The organism is Phenylobacterium sp. (assembly GCF_036677185.1).
Classification (GTDB): Bacteria; Pseudomonadota; Alphaproteobacteria; order Caulobacterales; family Caulobacteraceae; genus Phenylobacterium.
In genome coordinates, this window is the sequence record NZ_JAKFEN010000012.1 from 298,349 (window position 1) to 318,309 (window position 19,961).

General features: G+C 68.7%; 23 protein-coding genes. 21 read left to right on the top strand and 2 right to left on the bottom strand.

From position 1 onward, the window contains the following. Positions 1 to 15 precede the first annotated feature (15 nt). Positions 16 to 624 (bottom strand): RES family NAD+ phosphorylase, encoded by a 609-nt coding sequence (locus tag V6M51_RS02915; protein WP_332764486.1) that lies wholly within the window; start codon positions 622 to 624, stop codon positions 16 to 18. After that, a complete protein-coding gene (locus V6M51_RS02920) occupies positions 625 to 1,380 on the bottom strand; it encodes a hypothetical protein (RefSeq protein WP_332764488.1) in 756 nt (251 codons plus the stop codon). Positions 1,381 to 1,963: 583 nt separating this feature from the next. Between V6M51_RS02920 and V6M51_RS02925 the strand changes: the two genes are divergently transcribed. From V6M51_RS02925 to V6M51_RS03020, 21 genes are all read left to right on the top strand, one after another. Continuing rightward, positions 1,964 to 3,949, top strand: a complete 1,986-nt coding sequence (locus V6M51_RS02925) for a ParB/RepB/Spo0J family partition protein (RefSeq protein ID WP_332764489.1) — start codon at positions 1,964 to 1,966, stop codon at positions 3,947 to 3,949. A gap of 406 nt (positions 3,950 to 4,355) precedes the next feature. Further along, entirely contained in the window at positions 4,356 to 4,667 is a 312-nt protein-coding gene (locus V6M51_RS02930; RefSeq protein ID WP_332764490.1) for a DUF736 domain-containing protein, read from the top strand. 73 nt (positions 4,668 to 4,740) lie between these two features. After that, positions 4,741 to 5,655 carry an ArdC family protein gene (locus V6M51_RS02935; RefSeq protein WP_332764491.1) on the top strand — a complete coding sequence of 305 codons (915 nt, stop codon included), beginning with the start codon at positions 4,741 to 4,743 and terminating at the stop codon, positions 5,653 to 5,655. Between the two features lie 69 nt (positions 5,656 to 5,724). Further along, the gene (locus V6M51_RS02940; RefSeq protein WP_332764492.1) at positions 5,725 to 6,297 is read left to right on the top strand and encodes a hypothetical protein; all 573 of its coding nucleotides are present in this window, start codon (positions 5,725 to 5,727) and stop codon (positions 6,295 to 6,297) included. Positions 6,298 to 6,625: 328 nt separating this feature from the next. Beyond that, positions 6,626 to 6,928, top strand: coding sequence for a DUF736 domain-containing protein (locus V6M51_RS02945; protein WP_332764494.1), 303 nt, complete (start codon positions 6,626 to 6,628; stop codon positions 6,926 to 6,928). Positions 6,929 to 7,050: 122 nt separating this feature from the next. Further along, positions 7,051 to 7,272: a helix-turn-helix domain-containing protein gene (locus tag V6M51_RS02950; RefSeq protein WP_332764496.1), complete on the top strand. Its 222-nt coding sequence runs from the start codon at positions 7,051 to 7,053 to the stop codon at positions 7,270 to 7,272. A gap of 90 nt (positions 7,273 to 7,362) precedes the next feature. Then, complete coding sequence (locus V6M51_RS02955; RefSeq protein WP_332764497.1) at positions 7,363 to 7,623, top strand: DNA -binding domain-containing protein; 261 nt, start codon at positions 7,363 to 7,365, stop codon at positions 7,621 to 7,623. Positions 7,624 to 7,756: 133 nt separating this feature from the next. Continuing rightward, entirely contained in the window at positions 7,757 to 8,005 is a 249-nt protein-coding gene (locus V6M51_RS23840; RefSeq protein WP_442957834.1) for a transcriptional regulator domain-containing protein, read from the top strand. A 58-nt stretch (positions 8,006 to 8,063) separates the two neighbouring features. Next, positions 8,064 to 8,507: a DUF2285 domain-containing protein gene (locus V6M51_RS02960; protein WP_332764499.1), complete on the top strand. Its 444-nt coding sequence runs from the start codon at positions 8,064 to 8,066 to the stop codon at positions 8,505 to 8,507. Positions 8,508 to 8,637: 130 nt separating this feature from the next. Next, positions 8,638 to 8,922: a helix-turn-helix transcriptional regulator gene (locus V6M51_RS02965; RefSeq protein ID WP_332764500.1), complete on the top strand. Its 285-nt coding sequence runs from the start codon at positions 8,638 to 8,640 to the stop codon at positions 8,920 to 8,922. Between the two features lie 11 nt (positions 8,923 to 8,933). Further along, positions 8,934 to 9,392, top strand: a complete 459-nt coding sequence (locus V6M51_RS02970; RefSeq protein ID WP_332764501.1) for a DUF2840 domain-containing protein — start codon at positions 8,934 to 8,936, stop codon at positions 9,390 to 9,392. Then, the gene (locus V6M51_RS02975; RefSeq protein ID WP_332764502.1) at positions 9,389 to 9,901 is read left to right on the top strand and encodes a S26 family signal peptidase; all 513 of its coding nucleotides are present in this window, start codon (positions 9,389 to 9,391) and stop codon (positions 9,899 to 9,901) included. The genes V6M51_RS02970 and V6M51_RS02975 overlap by 4 nt, the downstream gene beginning before the upstream one ends. A 1-nt stretch (position 9,902) precedes the next feature. Further along, complete coding sequence (locus V6M51_RS02980) at positions 9,903 to 10,811, top strand: lytic transglycosylase domain-containing protein (protein ID WP_332764503.1); 909 nt, start codon at positions 9,903 to 9,905, stop codon at positions 10,809 to 10,811. 237 nt (positions 10,812 to 11,048) lie between these two features. Further along, positions 11,049 to 12,779: a relaxase/mobilization nuclease domain-containing protein gene (locus V6M51_RS02985; RefSeq protein WP_332764505.1), complete on the top strand. Its 1,731-nt coding sequence runs from the start codon at positions 11,049 to 11,051 to the stop codon at positions 12,777 to 12,779. A 16-nt stretch (positions 12,780 to 12,795) separates the two neighbouring features. Then, positions 12,796 to 14,766 (top strand): conjugal transfer protein TraG, encoded by a 1,971-nt coding sequence (locus tag V6M51_RS02990; RefSeq protein WP_332764506.1) that lies wholly within the window; start codon positions 12,796 to 12,798, stop codon positions 14,764 to 14,766. A gap of 8 nt (positions 14,767 to 14,774) precedes the next feature. Next, positions 14,775 to 15,245 carry a ribbon-helix-helix protein, CopG family gene (locus V6M51_RS02995; RefSeq protein ID WP_332764509.1) on the top strand — a complete coding sequence of 157 codons (471 nt, stop codon included), beginning with the start codon at positions 14,775 to 14,777 and terminating at the stop codon, positions 15,243 to 15,245. 132 nt (positions 15,246 to 15,377) lie between these two features. After that, on the top strand, positions 15,378 to 16,700 hold the full coding sequence (locus tag V6M51_RS03000; RefSeq protein ID WP_332764511.1) for a DUF4365 domain-containing protein: 1,323 nt from the start codon (positions 15,378 to 15,380) through the stop codon (positions 16,698 to 16,700). Next, on the top strand, positions 16,697 to 18,151 hold the full coding sequence (locus tag V6M51_RS03005; protein ID WP_332764513.1) for an argonaute/piwi family protein: 1,455 nt from the start codon (positions 16,697 to 16,699) through the stop codon (positions 18,149 to 18,151). The genes V6M51_RS03000 and V6M51_RS03005 overlap by 4 nt, the downstream gene beginning before the upstream one ends. Positions 18,152 to 18,423: 272 nt before the next feature. Next, complete coding sequence (gene trbB / locus V6M51_RS03010; protein ID WP_332764716.1) at positions 18,424 to 19,365, top strand: P-type conjugative transfer ATPase TrbB; 942 nt, start codon at positions 18,424 to 18,426, stop codon at positions 19,363 to 19,365. Continuing rightward, on the top strand, positions 19,365 to 19,685 hold the full coding sequence (locus V6M51_RS03015) for a TrbC/VirB2 family protein (protein WP_332764514.1): 321 nt from the start codon (positions 19,365 to 19,367) through the stop codon (positions 19,683 to 19,685). The genes trbB and V6M51_RS03015 overlap by 1 nt, the downstream gene beginning before the upstream one ends. Next, positions 19,685 to 19,954, top strand: a complete 270-nt coding sequence (locus V6M51_RS03020; protein ID WP_332764515.1) for a VirB3 family type IV secretion system protein — start codon at positions 19,685 to 19,687, stop codon at positions 19,952 to 19,954. Before V6M51_RS03015 ends, V6M51_RS03020 begins: the two co-directional genes overlap by 1 nt. Positions 19,955 to 19,961 lie beyond the last annotated feature (7 nt).

Below are 19,961 nucleotides of genomic sequence, written 5' to 3' on the forward strand. Positions count from 1 at the left end.
GATCTGACCCCGTGGCTAGATCAAGGCGACCGCGAAGTCGTCGAGTACCCCTGCCAGTCCGGACGCTCGGCGCAGAACGTCTATGCGGCGTGCAACCAGCTTGGCGACCGCTCGATCATAGACCGCCAGGTTCGTCTCCCCGTTGAGGCGGGAGGGATAGATGATCCCGTCGACCTGCTCCGGGTGGTCGTGGAAGGCCACAGACCACTTGCGCGCCAGCGTCTGCTTCGAGCCTCGCTGGACATCGCTCGGCACGCCCATCCTCACCGGCCCGTCGCCGCGCAGGTCGATGAGCTTTAAGGCCTCGCGCACCTCGACCTCGGCATAGCGGCGGGTGTCCAGTTCTGTCTCGTCCATCAGGTAGTCGCCGACGACGCCGTCGCGGTCGTCGCGCAGCACCGCCTCGAGGAAGCAGACCTTCAGCGACGAGCCGAGATAGAGCACGCCGAAGCGGTTGGCCTCGGCGCGGCGGCGCGGGTCGCTGAAGCGGCTGCGGGTCTTGCTGAAGCCGAGGGGATCGGGGAAGACCTGCCGGTAGATGCGACCGAAGACGGCACCGGGCGCGATGTGCGCCAGGTCGAGTGTCGCGGCGGCGAAGGCCGGCGTCGGCGGGGCGCCCGCCACCTAGGCGAAGGCGCCGCGCGCGACGCTCTCAGCCGTCTCGACCACCTGGTCGGCGCGGCCGCGCCTCAGGGAATCCTGGGCGCTGGCGCCATCGAGTTCGGCGTGGCGCTGGACCAGGAAGCGGTAGACCGTCCAGGGGCTGTCGCCGAGCAACTCGAACAGCTTCGGCAGAACCTCGAACGGCTTACCGTTCTCGTCGATCTGCCAGGCCGGGAAGCGGAAGCCGCGCTTGGCCCCTTCCAGGGCCAGGACCTCATGCCTCTGACGCTTGGCGTTGACGGTCACGCGGGAGACCCCGAGGAGTTCGGCGAATTCGTCGGCGCTCAGCATCTCCTCGCCGCTCAGCACCTCCGCAGCGCGCAGGCGCCCGCGTTCGCGGGCGGCATCCAGGGCGCGGTCGAGATCGTCCTCGTCGTCGGCAAGACGGGTGGCCGGCTCTGGGGCCGCCTTCGCCGAAAGATTCTTCGCGGGCAGGATCCGCGGCTGTCCCGTCCGGTCGACCTCGACCATGAATCCCATGCTCCGGCCGCTCTTGCGGCTCTCGTCGATGGTCTCGCCCAGGACCTCCATCAGGGCCTTGACGTTGGCCTTGCGCGACGAGAGCGTCCGAAGCGTCTTGGGCCCGAGCGCGACCGTGAAGTCGCTGGTCGTCACGCGACCCGGCTTGGCTTGCGACAGCGCGGATGCGGCGAGGCTCTTGGCGCGGGTAGCGGACTTGGCCTTGGTCGGCGGCGGTGCGGGCTTGGCGGTCGGCATGACAATTCCTCTCACCCCGCAAGGTGTGGCTTTTCCGTAGGTTCGTCAAGTTCGATAAGTTCGTAAAGCGATCGCGTGGCGCTCCTGCGCCGCCTCCAAGATGGGGGAAGGCCTTCCCCTGCGGTCGAGCCTGGCGTCTCGCCCGACCCCTTCCAGCGGGGGAACCCCGCAACGCCCCTTTGAGAATATTGAGAGCGGCCGGCGGTCACGCTCGGTCCCGCCGCGCTGCGCGCGGCTCCTACGGGCGTGACGCCCTGGGCGCGCCTTGGCGCCGCCGGCCGCTCGACGGCGCATCCCGCCATGCAGCGCCAGGCTGCGCCTGTCGCGCAGGCTCCTTGCGGCCTCCTCCTTTGCGCCGCGCTGGCGCGCGGCCGTGACTTAGGGCGCTGCCCTCGGCGCGCTTCGGAGCGGCTTCCGCCCAGCTTCGGTCCCCTCGCAGGGCATGCAGGCTCCAACCGCAGGGCAGGGGCCCTGCAGCCGGTTCCCCGCGAAGCCGCCCACTCCGCTTGCACACCCGGTCTCGCCGACGGGCAAGGCTGCAGGCGCGCCTTGCGCCTGCCAGCCATGCCCCAAGGAGGCAGACATGACCCAATTGACCGAAGTCATCCATCAGGACGGCGACGTCATCGACGTGCCGCTCAACAAGCTGAAGAAGTCGCCGCGCAACGCGCGGCGGACTCCGCACGCGGCGGCCGACATCGAGGCCCTGGCCGCCAGCATCGCGGTGAAGGGCGTCCTCCAGGCGCCGGTGGTAGAGCCCGAGACCGACGAGGGGGGCACGCCGACCGGGTTCTATCTGGTGACCATCGGTGAGGGACGGCGGCTCGCGCTCGTCCTGCGCGCCAAGCGCAAGCAGATCAGGAAGACCGAGCCCGTGCGCTGCGTCGTGGACCTCGCCAACGACCCGCACGAGATCAGCCTGGACGAGAACGTCACCCGCTTCCGCATGCACCCCGCCGACGAGTTCGAGGCGTTCCGCGAGCAGTCTGAGCGGCGAGGCCTTGGCGCCGAGGAGATCGGCGCCCGGTTCGGCGTCTCGGCCCAGGTGGTGAAGCAGCGGCTTCGGCTGGGCGCCGTGAGCCCCAAGCTCATGGAGCGTTACCGGGCGGGCGACCTGACCCTCGACCAGATGATGGCCTATGCCGTCAGCGAGGATCATGCCCGCCAGGAGCAGGTGCTGGAGCAGTTGGGGACGGATCGACCGCCCTACCTGATCCGCCGGACCATGACCGAAACCAAGGTCGCGGCCACCGACCGGCGCGCGGTCCTCGTCGGCGCTGAGGCCTACGGCGAGGCGGGCGGAACCATCCTGCGCGACCTCTTCACCGAGGACGGCGGCGGCTGGCTGGAGGACGTGGGCCTGCTGGACCGGCTGGCGGCCGAAAAGCTGGCCGGGATCGCCGAGGGCGTGCGGGCGGCGGAAGGGTGGAAGTGGGCCGAGGCGCACATCGACTTCCCGCGCGCACTCGGCCTCGCCCGTGTCTATCCGCATCCGGTGGAGCGCCCGGAGGAGGAGACGGCCCGTATGACGGCGCTTTCCGAGGAGTACGACGCCCTGGTCAGCGAGTGGGATGCGGTCGAAGAGCTTCCGCCCGAGGTCGAGGCCCGGTTCGCGGAGATCGACGCCGCCCTCGACGCGTTCGGTGACGGCACGGCCTATGACCCGGAGGAGATCGCGCGCGGAGGGGTGTTCGTCATCCTCGGCCAGGACGGTGTGGCCCGCATCGAGCGGGGGCTGGTCCGGCCCGAGGACGTGCCCGCGCCCGAGCCTGAGCCGGAGACCGAGCCGGGCGGCGAGGTCCGGGCGGACGGCGAAGGGGAGGACGCCGGCCCGGAAGCCGAGGAGCCGGAAGAGGACTCCGGCGCGCCGCTCTCGGAGCGGCTGGTCCTCGACCTGACGGCCCATCGCACCCTGGCGCTGAGGAACGCCCTGGCGGGAAACGCGACCGTGGCCCTCTCGGCGGTGGTCCACGCCCTGGCCCTGTCCGCCCTCTACCCGGCCTACGAGCGGCCCACCTGCCTGGAGATCAAGGGCGTGTCCGCCTACCTCGACGGCCATGCGCCGGGCATCGACGACACCCACGCTGGGCGCAGCGTCGCTGAACGGCATGCGGCTTGGGCGAGCCGGGTCCCGAAGGACGCCGATGAACTCTGGGCCTTCGTCCAAGGTCTGCCGGTCACGGAGCTTCTGGACCTGCTGGCCCACTGCGCGAGCCTGACGGTGAACGCGGTGCGGGCGCCCTTCGACCGCAGGCCCGGCGCCTGGGCTCACGCGGATCGGCTGGCCGAGGCCGTGGACCTCGACATGAGCGGCTACTGGACCCCCACGGTGGCGAGCTACCTGGGCCGCGTCACCAAGGCCCGGATCGGCGAGGCGGTGCGGGAGGCCGTGTCGGAGGAGGCCGCCGAGCGGATCGGCGGCATGAAGAAGCCCGACATGGCGTCGGAGGCCGAGGCGTTGCTGGCCGGGAAGGGCTGGCTGCCGGGCCTGCTCCGCAAGCCGGTCCCGGTTCCGGCTGAGGCGGACGTTCAAGCGGAGGCGCCGAGCCTGGCCGAAGAAGCCGCGTAAGGCGCGGGTCCGCGCCTGCGGCCTTGCTCGTCTGGACCTGGGGGCCGTGCGTCGTTGAGGCGTGCGGCCCCTTTCTTCGTGTGTCGGGGATGCCGGTGGCGGGGTTCGGACGGTGGGCGGCGGCCACCGCCGTCTCCGCGATTTTCGCCCCGACCCATGCGGCCTCTCTGGCCTGATCTGGCCAAGGGGGGCGGGCCGCCAAGGCGGCCCCGCCGGCCGCCGCAACGCCGGCTCAACGACTTCTTTCCCCTTCGGCTTCGCCGAATTCCTCGCGGGCCAAACAAGTCGTCGCCGGCGTCCTCCGCTGCGCTCCGGGCCCTTCGGGCTGCGGCGGCCGCCGCCCCTCGTCCTGGGGATCGCCATCGAGGCCGCGATGGGCGCGGTCCGAGGAACCAGGAGACTCCCAATGGCCACCATCGGCACCTTCACCAAGGACGACGCCGGCAACTACAACGGCGCGATCAAGACCCTGACGCTCAACGTCAAGTCGGCCACCTTCCGCCAGGTCGAGAAGGACAACGACAAGGCCCCCGACTTCCGCATCTTCGCCGGCCAGACCGAGTTCGGCGCCGCCTGGAAGAAGACCTCCCGCGAGAACCGCGACTACCTCTCGGTCAAGCTGGACGACCCGAGCTTCCCGGCTCCGATCTACGCCAGCCTGGTCGATGCCGAGGAGGGATACGTCCTGATCTGGTCGCGCAGCACCGGCTCGAACTGACCCTTCGCAGAGCGCCCCGCCGGACCCCGGCGGGGCGCCGCTTCCCCACAACCTGAACCCACAGGAGGCCGCCATGACGCGCCCTCGCGAGACCTCACGCCCGGACCTCTACAGCCGGGTCACCAACGCCATCATCGCCGACCTTGAGAACGGCGTCCGTCCCTGGACCAGGCCCTGGTCCGCCGAGCACCTGGCCGGCCGGATCAGCCGACCGCTCCGCTCCACCGGCGAGCCCTACAGCGGCATCAACGTCATCCTGCTCTGGGCGGAGTCCGTCGCCCGCGGATACACGGCGCCGATCTGGATCACCTTCCGCCAGGCCCTGGCGCTCGGTGGCCACGTCCGCAAGGGCGAACACGGCTCGACGGTGGTCTACGCCAACCGGATCAGCCGGACGGAGACGGGCGACGACGGCCAGGATGTCGAGCGGCAGATCCCGTTCCTCAAGGCCTACACCGTCTTCAACGTCGAACAGGTCGAGGGCCTGCCGCCGCACTACCGCGCGGTCGCCGAACCGAAGCTCGACGACGCCCAGCGGATCGATCACGCCGAGGCCTTCTTCGCGGCCACCGGCGCCGACATCCGGCATGGCGGCGACCAAGCCTACTACGCCGTCCATCCCGACTACGTGCAGGCGCCGCCCTTCGAATGCTTCGAAGACCCGGAGTCGTACTACGCGACCCTGGCCCACGAATGCACGCACTGGACCCGCCACCCGACCCGCCTTGACCGTGACTTCGGCCGCAAGCGCTGGGGCGATGGCGGCTATGCCAAGGAGGAACTCGTCGCCGAGCTGGGCGCCGCCTTCCTCTGCGCCGATCTCGGCCTCGAGCTGACGCCGCGCGACGACCATGCCGCCTACATCGAGAACTGGCTGCAGGTGCTGCACGACGACAGGCGCTTCATCTTCACCGCCGCCGCGCATGCCCAGCGCGCCGCCGACTTCCTGCACGGCTTGCAGCCAACCGTCGGTGAGCGGGCCGCTTAGGCGGTCCGTGATCCATATGCGGGCGCTTTCGGATAAGGTCGGACCGATACCCTTCCGGAGCGCCCGCAGGTGGACCGCTACAGCGAGATCATGCGCTTCAGCGCGGCGTCGCCCGAGGAGGCCGGCATCATGATCCGAGCGGATATTCTGCCGGCCCTGATCACGATCTGGTTGGCCGAGTACCGCGCGGGCGCGGCGGACGCCGAGATCGTCGAGGTCGCGACGGACGGTTTCAGCAACCTCTTCGACCTCACCGAAGAGCGGCTGATCACTGCCTATGGCTTTCCCGCCGCCACGGCTTCCGGCGCTCGGGACGCCTCTCGGATGCGCGGTTTCCCCAAGCCGCCGGGCGGTCGCATCAAGGGCCATGCCATCGCCCACCAGCTCGGCGGCGGCCTGGACATCAACCTCGTGCCGCAGGACCGGAAGATCAACGGCGGAGCGTTTCGCCTCCTTGAACGGGAAGCCGTCCGCTATCCCGGCTGCCTGTATTTTTCGAACTGGATCTACGACCAGACCGCCGTCCAGACGCCCACCATGGTGGTGCAAGGGCTGATCCGGGTCCGGGATGATGCCGATCCCGCGCAACCTGGCACCCACGAAAACGCCCTGGTCGTGAAGATCATCCAGCACGCCAACTGACAACACCGGACGTCCGACCGAGCCACCCTCGCGATCGCCGCATCGCAGCCCCCGGCCCCGAACAGCCGCGCGCCGATCCGCCGTTTCCACGCGACTGCCTGTCGCTCTGCGACGGGCAGTCTGGCCATCTTGAGGTCGATATCACGGCCGTGGTCACTGGCCGAGCGGGTCACGCGACGGCGCTTCCGCCCCCGTCCCAAGGCGCATCGATCGCACCCGTTCCGGCCGCGTGATCCCCCTGCACGGCGGCCGGCGGGCGGCGGCTTCCATCCTCCCCCACGAAGTCGCCGCCCTGTCGGGGGACTCTCGCAACCCGGAGACTTCCATCATGATCCAGCTCGGATGCTTTCAACGTGCCGAAGACGGCTATGTCGGCGCCCTCAAGACGCTGACCCTCGACGCCGAGGTTCGCATCTCTCCCGCCGCGCGAACGAACGACAAGGCCCCGGACCACCGTGTGTTCATCGGCGACCTCGAATGCGGCGCGGCCTGGAGCCTGACCGACGACAAAGGCGGTGGCGTGCTCAACGTCAAACTCGATGATCCCACGCTGCCGGAGCCGATCTATGCGCGCCTGATGAGCGGCTCCGGCGCTGACTTCCTGCTGGTCTGGAGCCGTCGAACCGACTGACCATTGTCAGTCCGCCGAACCTGCAACGCCCGCCAGAACGCTCCGGCGGGCGTTGCTTTGCACCCCACTATGTAGAGTATACTCCGTAGCAGTATATTCGACGTCCCGGCCCCTTGCTGTGCATGACAGTGCGCACAGTGGTGGCCAAGAACTTACGACGCCTGCGGCATGACCGCGGCCTGTCGCAGGAGGAGCTTGCCGACCGTGCGTCCGTCGATCGCACCTATGTGTCGAGCCTTGAGCGCGAGCAGTATGCCGCCTCGATCGATATGCTGGCGAAGCTGGCCTCGGCGCTCGATGTTGATCCCATCGAGTTCTTCCGGCGCGACGAAACCACACGCTGATAGGCCCCGAGTCGCGGGCCGCACCCCCCGGTCGAGTGACTTGGACGAACTGCCCGCGTACGGTTCGCCGCCGACGTGGAGGGCCGCCGGTTGACTTCCGCCATCGCCGACCAGGCGCCTGCCGAGCCATCGGTCACCGACTATGACCGGGCGCACCTGAAGCTCTATCTGCGCCTGCTGGACGCGGACGCCGAGCGCGCGCCCTGGGAGGAGATCAGCCGACTACTGCTCGACATCGATCCGGCGCGCGACCGCGAGCGGGCCCGGCTGCGCTACGAGACCCATCTGGCGCGCGCCCGCTGGATGACCGACCAGGGCTACCTCGACCTGCTGAAGTCCGGCGGCTCGTAGTCATGCGCCGGGCGCATGGCGCTCTGCGCCAGCGCCACCTTGAACGCCGCAATTGCGCACCAAGTTTGTACGTCAGTTCGACTGCGCGTCTGGGGTGTTCCCAACTCTATTGGGCCGTCGCACGGAGACAGCAATGCCGCCGCGTGACTGGCGTGTAGGGTCTGACTACGACCACGTCGACGAGCTAGGCCTGACCGGCCTGGCGTGGGAATTCCTGAGGCGCAATCCGCAATATCAATCCGACTACTTGGCCGCCACACGGGGCGTTGGCGGCCACGACACGCCCGGGTCGGGAGGCGGGCTTCCGCCCCGATGGGGGTTGCGGTTTCCCGGCGGACCCGGCGCTGGACGCGCGCGAAACGGGCTGCTTCTGGCGGCCTGAGATCGCGCCGGCCGCTGTCGTTGCATTGGAGCAGGCGCGCTCTGGCAATGCTCCAGGCTTGCAGCTTTCCGGCCTCGTGGCGGAGGCGAGAAGCGCGGAGGAGGGCGTCCACCTCCTGCTGCAGGGCGGCCTGCAGGTTCTCCTAAGTCCAGGCGCCGACATCACAGGGCCGCTCGCCGTCATCTTGCCGCTCGATGGCGACTTCCCAACTCGCGTGGCGGCCGCCGATGCGCTGCACCGGTTGCTAACTTCGAGTTTGTCACCCTCCGATCCTTTGTCGTTCCAGCGTCGCCGCCGCTTCAAGCGCATGCTCCGCGCGCTCGACGGGCGTGGTGCTGGCGCCACCTACCGCGAGGTCGCCGGTCACGTGCTGGGCGAGGCGGTCACGGACTCGGCGGCCTGGCGGACGTCGGCGGTCCGCGACGTCGCCATCCGCCTTTGCCGCGGCGCCGCGCGGCTGGTTCGCGGCGGTTACCTGGCGCTGCTGCGCAAGAAGATCTGACCACTCAAGCCGGGTGGCGTATTCCCGGGATCGATCTTCGCCATCAGCCGCCGCGAGGCTGCTCCTCCAGGGTGTCCAGCAGGCGCCGAGGCCCAAGCCTCCATGCGCCCCAGCCATCCGGAGACCTCCCATGTCCGATCCGCTTGCCGGCTTTCCGCCGCGCTACCTGCGCACGCCCGAGGCGGCGCGCTTCCTCGGCCTCTCAGGGCGGACCCTGGAGAAGCATCGCACCTACGGCACCGGTCCGACCTACCGGAAGATCGGCGGCCGGGTAGTCTACGTCCTGGAAGACCTCCAGGGCTGGGCGGAACGCGGCGCCAAGACGTCCACCAGCGACCCTGGCCAGGGCGCCGTCCTGCCCGCCAAGCGGCACGCGGCCGTCTCGCCGGCCTATGCGCCGCGCACGTTCCGCTGAGGTCCGGCGCCATGTCCACGGACGTCGAACTCCTATGGCAGGAGGGCCAGATCGAGCGCTGGGTGCGCTTCGGCCGACCAGCGGCCGAGCGGCTCATCGACCGCCGCCTGCGCGTCCTGTCCTTCGCGCCGGGCGCGGTCTTCGCCCTGGTGCGGTGGCAGGCCAACGACTTCGGCACGGCCCAGTCCCGGATCGACATCCTGCGCGCGGTCAGGCCTGGCGAGGCCTTCACCACCGTGCCCTTCGTGGCGCCGGGCGGGGAGTTGCTGCTGCACATCGGCGGCTGGCCGAAGGTCCAGCGCGTGCTCGAAGCCATCGACGCTGTGGAGCAGGCGGGGGTCGATCCCTGTCAGGTGGCGCCGGACCACTGGCGGCACGTGGCCAGCCGGATCAGCGCAGGCGAAGCTCCTCGTGTCTATGCGCCCGGGCGTCACCGCGCCTGGCTGCTGCGCCGGAGGATTGGCGCATGACCTTCGCTTGGAAGACGCTCTGCGCCACGTCCACCGCCTCAATGTCGCTGGCGCTCACGGCCATATCGCCGCCGGCGCCCTGGCTGATGTGGAACACAACGGCGAGCGCGCCGGTCGGCCTCTACCGCCTGGCGCCGACAGAGCGTGCGGCCTTCGGCGACCTGGTTGTCGCGCGACCGCCGGAACCGCTGGCGTCCTGGTTCGACGAAGCAGGCTACCTGCCGCGCGGCGTGCCGCTGGTCAAGCACGTCGCTGCTGTCACCGGCCAGCGCATCTGCCGCGCGGGCGAGGTCCTGACCGTCGATGGCCGGCGCGTCGCACGCGCAAGGGAACGCGATCGCCTCGGCCGCCGCCTGCCGGTCTGGAGTGGCTGCTACCGGCTTGGTCGGGACGACCTGCTGCTGCTCAACAGCGCCCCAGACAGCCTCGACGGCCGCTATTTCGGTCCGAGCCATCGGGCCGATCTGATCGGCCGTGCGATCCCGATCTGGACGCGGGGAGGGCGCTGAGATGCGTCTACGCCTCCCTCTCCACGTCATTTCCCTGTTCGGTCGAAGAAGGGGTCATTTCCCCGTCCCGGCCAACTTCGATGCAGCCGTCGCGCGGAGCGGCGGTCCAGGGCGGCGCCTTGCGCCGGCGCGCCAGCGCCTTGCCCTGGACGGCCGCGAGCTCGGCGGCAGTCTTGCTTCTGGCGGGACCTCGGCTCGGCGGTTGCGCAGCGTCTGTGTTGCAGCGACGGTTCTGCTGGTCTGGCCGGTCGCCGCTCAGGCGCAGGGTGTGCCGGCGCCTTCGCCGCAGGGCGCGGCTGCTCGGCTGGATCTTGGCACGCGGATCGAGGCTGCGGTGGAGGAGGCGGCGCGTCGGTTCGACCTGCCGGAGGCCTTGATCTGGAGCGTGATGCGCGCTGAGAGCGCCCGAAATCCGCGGGCCGTCTCACGCGCCGGCGCCATGGGGCTGATGCAGCTGATGCCTCGGACCTGGGCCGAACTCCGGGCCCGGCTGGAGCTCGGCGATGATCCGTTCGACGTGCGCGACAACGTCATTGCGGGAGCCGCCTATCTGCGCGAACTGCGCGATCGCTTCGGCGTCCCAGGCTTCCTCGCTGCCTACAATGCAGGCCCAGGCCGATACGCCGAACACCTGTCGACCGGGCGGCCCTTGCCCCAGGAAACGCGCGCCTATGTGACCGCCGTCGTGTCGGATCTGGGCCTTGGTTCCGGTTCAGGGCGGGGCGCGGTCGCGGCATTGCGCACTCCCGACTGGAGGCGCGCGCCGCTCTTTGCCGGCGCGCGTGTGTTGACGGACGATGGACCTGTCACGGCTGAGAAGATCGCTCCAGTTCCATCCACGCAATCAGAGACAGGACATCTGGCAGACCCGCTCTTCGCGGTTCGTCTGGACGGCGGGGTGCGGCCATGACGGCGACGCCTCCAATCCGCCCGAACCTAGTCCCCCGGCAATTGAAGCCAGCGGGGTCATGGGGCTCGAGGAGAAGCTCCAGGCGATGGCAAGATAAAAGGCGCGGGCCGGATCGGCCGCAACCTGTTGTGGGTGTTGAGGTTTTTCCGGGCCCCATGGCGCGATGGGGTCTTGCTGTCATGGGTTTCCTCAATTCTTTCAAGGGGTTTTCCAGGACCATCCGTCTCGGAGCGCGACATGCGCCGTGACAATGAGTTCCGGGTCCGGCCTGGCCGCATGCGCGATGGCGGCCGGCGCTCGGGCGCCCGCGCCAGGAGCTTCGTCGGCCAGGTGCTGCGGGCGGCGAACCGGGCGGGCGGCCAGGGGCAGGGGCTCAGGGCGTCGGCCGGGTCGCGCTTCGGCCGTGGCCGCGGCGCGGCGATCGCCTCGGCGCTGCGCAACCCCAACCGGCGCGTGGCAGTGAAGGCCCGGGTGGTGCGCCACCATGGCGCCCGCTATCGCGCCGCTCCGCTGGGCCTCCACCTGCGCTACCTGAAGCGCGAGGGCGTCGACCGGGAAGGTCGCGACGCCCGGATGTTCGACGCCGGTTCCGACGCCGCCGACGACCGCGCCTTCGCGTCCCGCTGCGAGGACGACCGGCATCACTTCCGCTTTATGGTGTCGCCCGAGGACGCCGGCGAACTCGAGAGCCTGCGGGAGACCACCAGGGACCTCATGGCGCAAGCCGAGCGGGATCTTGGGACGCGGCTCGACTGGGTCGCCGTCGACCACTGGAACACCGACAACCCGCACGTCCATGTGCTCGTGCGCGGCGTGACGGACGACGGCGCCGACCTGGTCATCAGCCGCGACTACATCAGCCACGGGCTGCGAGCCCGGGCCGAGGCGCTGGTCTCCCTGGAGCTGGGGCCGCGGTCGGAGCGCGAGATCAACGCGGTGCTCGAACGGCAGGTCACGTCCGAGCGCTGGACGGGGCTCGACCAGGCGCTTCGTCGCCTGGCGGACCACAACGAAGGGCGGGTCGACTTGCGGCCTGGTGCGCCAGACTCGGACAGCGACATGCGCCGCCTGCTGGTCGGCCGCGCCCAGGTCCTGGAGCGGCTCGGCCTGGCCGAGCCGGAAGGACCGGCGGCCTGGCGGCTCAGGCCCGACCACGAGCGGACGCTCCGGAGCCTTGGCGAGCGGGGTGACATCATCAAAACCCTGCACCGGGCGATGGGCGAGCAGCGGGCCGCCGCCGAGCTGGCGCCGCATGGCGAGCAGTCGGCCGACCCGATCCTGGGTCGCCTGGCCGGCCGGGGCCTGCACGACGAGGTCGGCGGGGAGGCGTTCGTCGCCATCGACGGCGCCGATGGCCGCGCCCACCACGTGCGGCTTCCGAGCCTGGACGCGGCGGGAGACACGCCCGTCGGCGGCCTGGTCGAATTCCGCCCGTCCGGTGAGGCAAAGGGGCCGGGCCTTCTCCTGCATCGCAGCGACCTCGAGCTGGCCGATCAGGTGAAGGCGGGGGGCGCGACCTGGCTCGATCGGCAACTGGTCGCGCGTGAGCCGGCGCCGCTGGCCACGACGGGCTTCGGCGCCGACGTCCGGGCCGCCCTCCAGGCCCGCGCCGAGCATCTGGCAGGGGAGGGGCTCGCCCGCCGCGCCGGCTCGGGGTGGGTGTTCGCCAAGGACCTCATCCAGACGCTCCGGACGCGCGAGCTCGCCACGGTCGCCGTCAGGCTCTCCGCTGAGTCAGGGCTGGCCTTGAAGCCGACTGCGGAGGGCGACGCGATCACCGGCCAGTATCGGCAGCGCCTCGCCCTGGCGTCCGGCCGGTTCGCGATGATCGACGACGGCCTCGGCTTCCAGCTGGTCCCCTGGTCGCGGCAACTCGAGCGCCACCTCGGCAAGTCCGTCACGGGCGTGCTGACGCCAGGCGGCGGCGTCGACTGGGCCCATGGCCGCTTGCGCGGCCTCTCCCTCTGATCCGGAGTCCATCCGCATGTCCGCCACCAAGATCCTGTGGGGCCAAGTCCTCATCGTCGGCCTGATCGCGCTCGGCTTCGTCTGGGCCGCGACCGAATGGACGGCGTGGCGCCTGGCGTTCCAGCCCGAGCTCGGGTCCGCCTGGTTCCGCGTGCTCGGCTGGCCGGTCTACCCGCCACCGGCCTTCTTCTGGTGGTGGTTCGCCTTCGACGCCTATGCGCCCCGCATCTTCCTGGAGGGCGCCGCTATCGCGGCGTCCGGCGGGATCGTCTGCATCGTCGTGGCCATCGCCCTGAGCGTCTGGCGGGCGCGGGAGGCGAAGGATGTCACGACCTACGGCTCGGCGCGCTGGGCAAACCGGGCGGAGGTCGCGCGGGCCGGCTTGCTGGGCGCTGATGGCGTGGTGCTCGGCCGCCTGGCCGGCGACTACCTGCGCCACGACGGGCCGGAGCATGTGCTGTGTTTCGCGCCGACCCGCAGCGGCAAGGGCGTGGGCCTGGTCGTGCCGACCCTGCTCGCCTGGGCGGGCTCGGCGATCGTCCACGACATCAAGGGCGAGAACTGGACCCTCACCGCTGGCTGGCGCGCGCGGTTCGGCCGGGTGCTGAAGTTCGATCCTACCGACGCGGCGAGCGCGGCCTACAATCCTCTGCTGGAGGTTCGCCGCGGCGACGCCGAGGTCCGCGATGTCCAGAACATCGCCGACATCCTCGTCGACCCGGAAGGCGCCCTGGAGCGCCGCAATCACTGGGAGAAGACCAGCCACTCGCTGCTGGTCGGGACCATCCTGCACGTCCTCTACGCCGAGCCGGACAAGACGCTCGCCGGCGTGGCGGCCTTCCTCTCCGATCCGCGCCGGCCGATCGAGGTGACCCTGCGCGCGATGATGGCGACGCTGCATCTGGGCGACCGCCCACATCCGGTCGTGGCTTCGGCCGCCCGCGAGCTGCTCAATAAGAGCGACAACGAGCGCTCCGGCGTGCTGTCCACCGCCATGTCGTTCCTCGGCCTCTATCGCGACCCCGTCGTCGCCAAGGTCACGGCGCGGTGCGACTGGCGGATCACCGACCTGGTGACGGGGGAGGGGCCCGCGACCCTCTACCTGGTCGTGCCCCCGTCGGACATCAGCCGCACCAAGCCCCTGATCCGGCTGATCCTCAACCAGGTGGGTCGTCGGCTAACCGAGGACCTGGCCGCCAAGGATCGTCGCCACCGACTGCTACTGATGCTCGACGAATTTCCGGCGCTGGGCCGGCTCGATTTTTTCGAGAGCGCCCTGGCCTTCATGGCCGGCTACGGCCTCAAGGCCTTCCTGATCGCCCAGAGCCTCAACCAGATCGAGAAGGCCTACGGGCCCAACAACGCCATCCTCGACAACTGCCACGTCCGGGTCGCCTTCGCCACCAACGACGAACGGACAGCCAAGCGGGTGAGCGACAGCCTGGGCACCGCCACCGAGCTGCGGGCGATGAAGAACTATGCCGGCCACCGGCTCTCGCCCTGGCTCGGGCACCTCATGGTCAGCCGCCAGGAGACGGCCCGGCCGCTGCTGACCCCCGGCGAGGTCATGCAGTTGGCGGCCACCGACGAGTTGGTGCTGGTCTCCGGCTGCCCACCGATCCGGGCGACGAAGGTTCGCTACTATGAGGACGGTCGCCTGAAGCGGCGCATCCTGGCGCCGCCACCGCCCTCGGTGGGCTCGGAGGCGAGCGGAACGGCGACGGGCTGGGACGGTGTGATCCATCAGGCCGGGGTCCGCAACGCGGCCGGCGTGATGGACGAGGAGACCGAAGGCGGCCTGCGCCGCGAGCCGGAACTGGGCGCCCCGGATGTCGTCGAACCCATGCCGACAGAACCGGTCTCCGAGCTTCCACTCTTCCCTGACGATGCCGACGCCGAGACCGCCGCCGCGGCGCGGCTGCGAAGCCGCGTCCGCCAGGCGGCCCGTCAGGCCTCGCTCGACCCCGACGACGGCATTCCGCTCTGAGGCCCGCCATGAAGATTGAGACCAAGGTCTACCTTCCCGCCGACCTCGCCCGGGCGCTCGATGAGATGGCGACGCGGACGCGCCGCCCGAAATCGGAGGTCGTGCGCGCGGCGGTGGCTTCCTTCCTGTCGCCCGACGGCTCGGAACGGATGGAGGCGGCGGTGACCCGCCGGCTTGACCGTATGAGCCGGCAGGTCGAGCGGCTGGAGCGGGATCTCACTGTTGCGAACGAAGCCATCGCCCTCTTTATCCGCGCATGGCTCACAGCGACCCCGCCCTTGCCAGACAGCGCCCAGACCGCGGCGCAGGCGAAGGGCCGCGAACGCTATGAGGGGTTTGTTGAGGCTCTGGGTCGCCGCATGGCGGCGGGGCGGAACTTCGCGCAGGAGGTGCTCGGTGATGTCCAACCGGTTGGGGCGCCGAGCGTTCAGGGCTCCACCCCAGAGGAACCCGACCAGTCTCCGTTTGACCGTTCCTGACTCTGGGGGAGCGTCCGCTCTAGGAGGGTGGGCCAATCAAGAATCAAGACCCTGCTTGTCGCTGGCGCGGGTCTCGGTACCCACCAGAGAAGAGCCCTTAACAGGGTTCATGTATTGTTCTAACCTCCCCGCATGTCCAAAACCATCACTGCAAGTCAGCTCTTGGGTGAGATTGGCGAAACGGCAGTCCGTTTGCGCTTCCTCAATATGGGCTTTCAGTTTGATGGACGCTCCCGCCTGGAGGCAGGCGTCGATGGCATTGCGGAGGTGATGGACAACGGCAAGCCGCTCGCCCGGATGATTGCCGTGCAGGTCAAGGCAACCGAATCGTCGCGCTATTCCTCCGAAGACGATACGGGCTTCACCTACCTGCTCCGCCCGGACGACCTAGCTTACTGGCAGGGCTCCAATCTCCCGATCATCCTCGTCCTCTACCGCAAATCCGACGAGACGTATTTCTGGAACGAAGTGCTCGTCGATCCGAAGCGCGAGGATCGCAAACTCCACTTCAACAAGCAGACCGACATTCTGGACTCGAACGCGGTGGACCGGCTGGCCGCGCTGACCGTGCCCAAGGCTGGCTTCGGCTATTATGTTCCCCCACTGGGTGGCGGTGAAGAAGCGCTGGTCAACATTCTCCCCGTGACGCTGCCCACGGAGATGTTCGTCGCATCGACGCCCTATGCGCCCAAACAGGCCGCCGCGATCCTGCTCGACGCCGACGAGCCCGCTCGATTCGACTGGGTTATCAAGGACGGCACGTTCTGGTCGTTCGCAGATCCCCGCGAGAATGCGTGTAGGCGCATCGTGGACCTCGACCAGGTGGAGGCCATCGACACAGCGGTCCTCGCTTTCCACGAGGATCACGATGAGCAGAACAACTTCACATACCTTCTGAGGATGGCGTTCGACTATCAGGTCCGCGCGGACCTCGGCTGGAATAAGGACAGGAAGTTGTTCTATTTCCGGGCGCAGGCGGAGAACTCGTCCCGAGCCTTCTTCTACGAAGCTTCGAAGAAGAAGACCTCCACCGAGGTCGTGAACGTCGCGCGCAACAAAACTGACCAGACGCGCGTGGAGTTCGTCCGGCACCACGCCTTTGTGCCGCGCTTCGAGCGGCTCTTCGACCAGTGGTATCTGGTGGTCAACCCGACCTATTTCTTCACCACCAACGGATTCATCACGCACTCCTATCCAGGCGCGCTGCTCGCGGGCAAAAAGCGGCTCGACAACAGCGCCTCCCTGCGCGGGCAGGTCATTATGTGGCACCGCTTTCTCACTCAGTTCGAGCGCGATGCGGACAGTCTCTTCGCAGAAGCCTCCTCCGCGCCTCGACTGAGGTTCGGCGAGCCGCCTACGGTGGAACTCGCCACGCGCGTACCGGAGGATGTGTGGGGCTCGCCGAAAAAGACTGCTCCCGAGCCCGAAGACGTGCAGGAGTTGCTGTTCGGATGAAGTTCGAGACGAAGATATTCGACGAGCCGCATCTCGAATTCGGCGACAAGCATCACCACCCCGATCCACGGCTTGGGCTGTTCGAGGCCGGGCCACTGCAAGTCCCGGCGGGAGACGCGGTGAAAATTGCCGTGGTCGGCAGTGCGAAAACCGTCGAGGACACCAAGGTGTTCTTCAAAGCCGCCGCGGCAGGCTTTAAGGGCAAGGGCGAGAAGCACCCTAACCTGCACCCCGACTTTCCCGGCCTCGGCAACCAGAATCCCTTCCGCTGCAAGTTCGACATTTCGGATAGCGCGACGGCCGCCATTACCCAGGCGAAGATCGACAAGATCAGGAAGGAACCGCATCACGGCAAAGCCGTCGAAATGGCGGTCGATGAGATCGTTCAGGAACTCCAGACCCTCGATGAGGGCAGCCACCGGCCCGACGTCGCCATCGTGGCGCTGCCCATCAGCCTGATCGAGCGCGTATGGAACGCGAAGGTCGACGCCAACGGCACCGTCGAGAAGGATGACAGCGGCGGATCGGACGCCCCTGACTTCCGTGGCATGCTGAAAGCAAGAGCCATGGGGCTGAGTTTTCCCATTCAGATCGTGTGGGAGGACGTATTCGACGAAAACGCCAGCATTCCCCGCAAGATCAAGGAAAGCCGCTCGCGGAAGATTCAGGACCAGGCTGACCGGACCTGGAATCTGCTCACGACCGTTTATTATAAGGGTACGGGGCGCATTCCGTGGCGGAAGATGCCGCAGGATGGCGAGTTTACGGCCTGCTACATTGGCATCAGCTTCTACCGCGAGGTAGGCGGCCAGCAGCTCTTCACCAGCGCAGCCCAGATGTTCGACGAGCGGGGCCGTGGGTTTATTCTCAAGGGAAAGCGCGCCCAAACCGAAAGCCGTGGCCGTCACCCCTACATGACGCAGGAGGACGCGCACCAACTGATCGCCGACGCGCTGGCAGCCTACAAGAACCACCACAAGAACTATCCCGCCCGCGTGATTGTGCTGAAGACATCGCAATTCCGCGAGGAAGAAGCGGACGGTATCCTCAAGGCGCTGAACGAAGCAGGAGCCGAACTGCGCGATCTGGTCTGGGTCCAGGAATCGTCTTCAGTCAAAATCCTGCGGGACGGCAACTATCCCGTGATGCGGGGCACGTTCGTCGAGCTTGATGGCAAGGGCCTGCTCTATACGAACGGCAGCATCCCCTATTACGGAACCTATCCCGGCCTCTACGATCCCAAGCCGCTCCTGCTTTGTCCCTATGCCGGCAGCGACAGCACCATCGCGCAGATTGCGAAAGAGGTGTTGGCGCTCACGAAGGTCAACTGGAACTCTACCCAGATGAATCAGAAGCTGCCGATCCCGATCAGGGCGGCGCGAGCCGTGGGTGAAGTGCTGAAGTATGTAGCCAGCGAGAACGTCAGTTCTGACTACGCGCGGTACATCTAGCGAAAGTCCGGACACCGCCGGCATCTTGGGGTCTGGAATTGGCGCGTTGTCGATGAACCCCGCACGGCCAAACAACTTCGGCAGCTGCAAGGCGGGCTGTTCGACTACATCATCCTGCCGGTTGCCTGTCGCTCTACGCTAGGCCGCTACGCTGGGCTTTGGCTTGTTGATCTCAAGCCAATCCGGCTCTTTCTCCTTGTCTCCGCCATCCCCGGAGACATCCCGTGAGCGTCATCCCCCTCCAAACTGAAACCGCAACCCGCGGCGCACGCATGCTGCGCACGGCGCTGGGACCCGGCATCGCGGCGTGGCTCGAAGAGGCCGCCGTTGTCGAGGTGATGCTCAATCCCGACGGCCGCCTGTGGGTTGATCGCCTGGCCGGTGGGCTAGTCGACACCGGCCAGCGGATGAGCCCGGCGGATGGTGAGCGCATCATTCGGCTCGTCGCCCACCATGTCGGCGCCGAGGTGCATCCCGGAAGCCCGCGGATGTCGGCCGAACTGCCAACGACGGGCGAACGCTTCGAGGGGCTGCTGCCGCCGATCGTCAGCGGCCCGGCCTTCGCCATTCGCAAGCCCGCCGTGGCCGTCTTCAGCCTGGCCGACTACGCCGCCGCCGGGATCATGACCGCCAGCGAGGCGTCGGTGCTCGCCTGCGCCGTGGCCGGGCGCCGCAACATCCTGGTGGTCGGCGGCACCTCGACGGGCAAGACCACGCTGGTCAACGCGCTCCTGGCCGAGGTCGCCACCACCGGCGACCGGATCGTGCTCATCGAGGACACCCGCGAGCTGCAGTGCGCCGCGCCCAACCTGGTGGCGCTGCGCACCAAGGACGGCGTCGCGACCCTGTCCGACCTGGTTCGCTCCGCCCTGCGCCTTCGTCCAGACCGCATCCCGATCGGGGAGGTGAGGGGCGCCGAAGCGCTCGACCTCCTGAAAGCCTGGGGCACCGGTCACCCCGGCGGCGTCGGAACGCTGCACGCCGGCTCGGCGCTGGGCGCGCTGCGGCGGCTTGAGCAACTGATCCAGGAAGCTGTCGTCACCGTCCCGCGCGCGCTGATCGCCGAGACCATCGACCTGATCGCTGTCCTCGCCGGCCGTGGCGCTGAGCGCCGCCTGGTCGAGCTCGCCTGGGTCGAGAGACTGGAGCCCTCCGGCGACTACCGCCTCCACCCCGCCATCTCTCCCAACCCTGACCTCTCTGGAGACTGCTGATGCCCCTCCGTTCAACTGCCTCGCGTGTCGCCCTGGCTGCCGCGGCGCTCACCACGCTCATGACGGCGCCCGCCTATGCGGCCGGCTCCTCCATGCCCTGGGAAGCCCCGCTGCAGCAGATTCTCAATTCGATCGAGGGGCCGGTCGCCAAGATCGTCGCTGTGATCATCATCATCGTGACCGGCCTGACCCTGGCCTTCGGCGACACCTCCGGCGGCTCCCGCCGACTGATCCAGATCGTCTTCGGCCTGTCGATCGCCTTCGCCGCCTCGAGTTTCTTCCTGTCGTTCTTCTCCTTCGGCGGCGGGGCGCTGGTCTGATGGATGCCGCCAACGACATCCCGGGCTTCATGGCTCCCGTCCATCGGGCGCTTACCGAGCCAATCCTACTGGCCGGCGCGCCGCGGTCTGTGGCGATCCTCAACGGCACTTTGGCCGCCGCCGTGGGCCTGGGGCTCCGGCTCTGGCTCGTCGGACTCGCCGTCTGGCTGGTCGGCCATGCCGCCGCCGTCTGGGCGGCCCGCCGCGATCCGCACTTCGTCGACGTCGCCCGCCGCCACGTGCGGTTGCCGTCCTTCCTCTCGCTCTGAGTTCGCC

Bases quoted from the DNA above. Each gene is read 5' to 3' on its own strand.
- V6M51_RS03020 (WP_332764515.1), top strand. From the start codon at position 19,685: ATGGATGCCGCCAACGACATCCCGGGCTTCATGGCTCCCGTCCATCGG.
- V6M51_RS03000 (WP_332764511.1), top strand. From the start codon at position 15,378: ATGTCCAAAACCATCACTGCAAGTCAGCTCTTGGGTGAGATTGGCGAA.
- V6M51_RS02925 (WP_332764489.1), top strand. From the start codon at position 1,964: ATGACCCAATTGACCGAAGTCATCCATCAGGACGGCGACGTCATCGAC.
- V6M51_RS02965 (WP_332764500.1), top strand. From the start codon at position 8,638: ATGTCCGATCCGCTTGCCGGCTTTCCGCCGCGCTACCTGCGCACGCCC.
- V6M51_RS03005 (WP_332764513.1), top strand. From the start codon at position 16,697: ATGAAGTTCGAGACGAAGATATTCGACGAGCCGCATCTCGAATTCGGC.
- V6M51_RS03015 (WP_332764514.1), top strand. From the start codon at position 19,365: ATGCCCCTCCGTTCAACTGCCTCGCGTGTCGCCCTGGCTGCCGCGGCG.
- V6M51_RS02985 (WP_332764505.1), top strand. From the start codon at position 11,049: ATGCGCCGTGACAATGAGTTCCGGGTCCGGCCTGGCCGCATGCGCGAT.
- V6M51_RS02980 (WP_332764503.1), top strand. From the start codon at position 9,903: ATGCGTCTACGCCTCCCTCTCCACGTCATTTCCCTGTTCGGTCGAAGA.
- V6M51_RS02950 (WP_332764496.1), top strand. From the start codon at position 7,051: ATGACAGTGCGCACAGTGGTGGCCAAGAACTTACGACGCCTGCGGCAT.
- V6M51_RS02930 (WP_332764490.1), top strand. From the start codon at position 4,356: ATGGCCACCATCGGCACCTTCACCAAGGACGACGCCGGCAACTACAAC.
- V6M51_RS02970 (WP_332764501.1), top strand. From the start codon at position 8,934: ATGTCCACGGACGTCGAACTCCTATGGCAGGAGGGCCAGATCGAGCGC.
- V6M51_RS02945 (WP_332764494.1), top strand. From the start codon at position 6,626: ATGATCCAGCTCGGATGCTTTCAACGTGCCGAAGACGGCTATGTCGGC.
- V6M51_RS02975 (WP_332764502.1), top strand. From the start codon at position 9,389: ATGACCTTCGCTTGGAAGACGCTCTGCGCCACGTCCACCGCCTCAATG.
- V6M51_RS23840 (WP_442957834.1), top strand. From the start codon at position 7,757: ATGCCGCCGCGTGACTGGCGTGTAGGGTCTGACTACGACCACGTCGAC.
- V6M51_RS02935 (WP_332764491.1), top strand. From the start codon at position 4,741: ATGACGCGCCCTCGCGAGACCTCACGCCCGGACCTCTACAGCCGGGTC.
- V6M51_RS02920 (WP_332764488.1), bottom strand. From the start codon at position 1,380: ATGCCGACCGCCAAGCCCGCACCGCCGCCGACCAAGGCCAAGTCCGCT.
- V6M51_RS02995 (WP_332764509.1), top strand. From the start codon at position 14,775: ATGAAGATTGAGACCAAGGTCTACCTTCCCGCCGACCTCGCCCGGGCG.
- V6M51_RS02990 (WP_332764506.1), top strand. From the start codon at position 12,796: ATGTCCGCCACCAAGATCCTGTGGGGCCAAGTCCTCATCGTCGGCCTG.
- trbB (WP_332764716.1), top strand. From the start codon at position 18,424: ATGCTGCGCACGGCGCTGGGACCCGGCATCGCGGCGTGGCTCGAAGAG.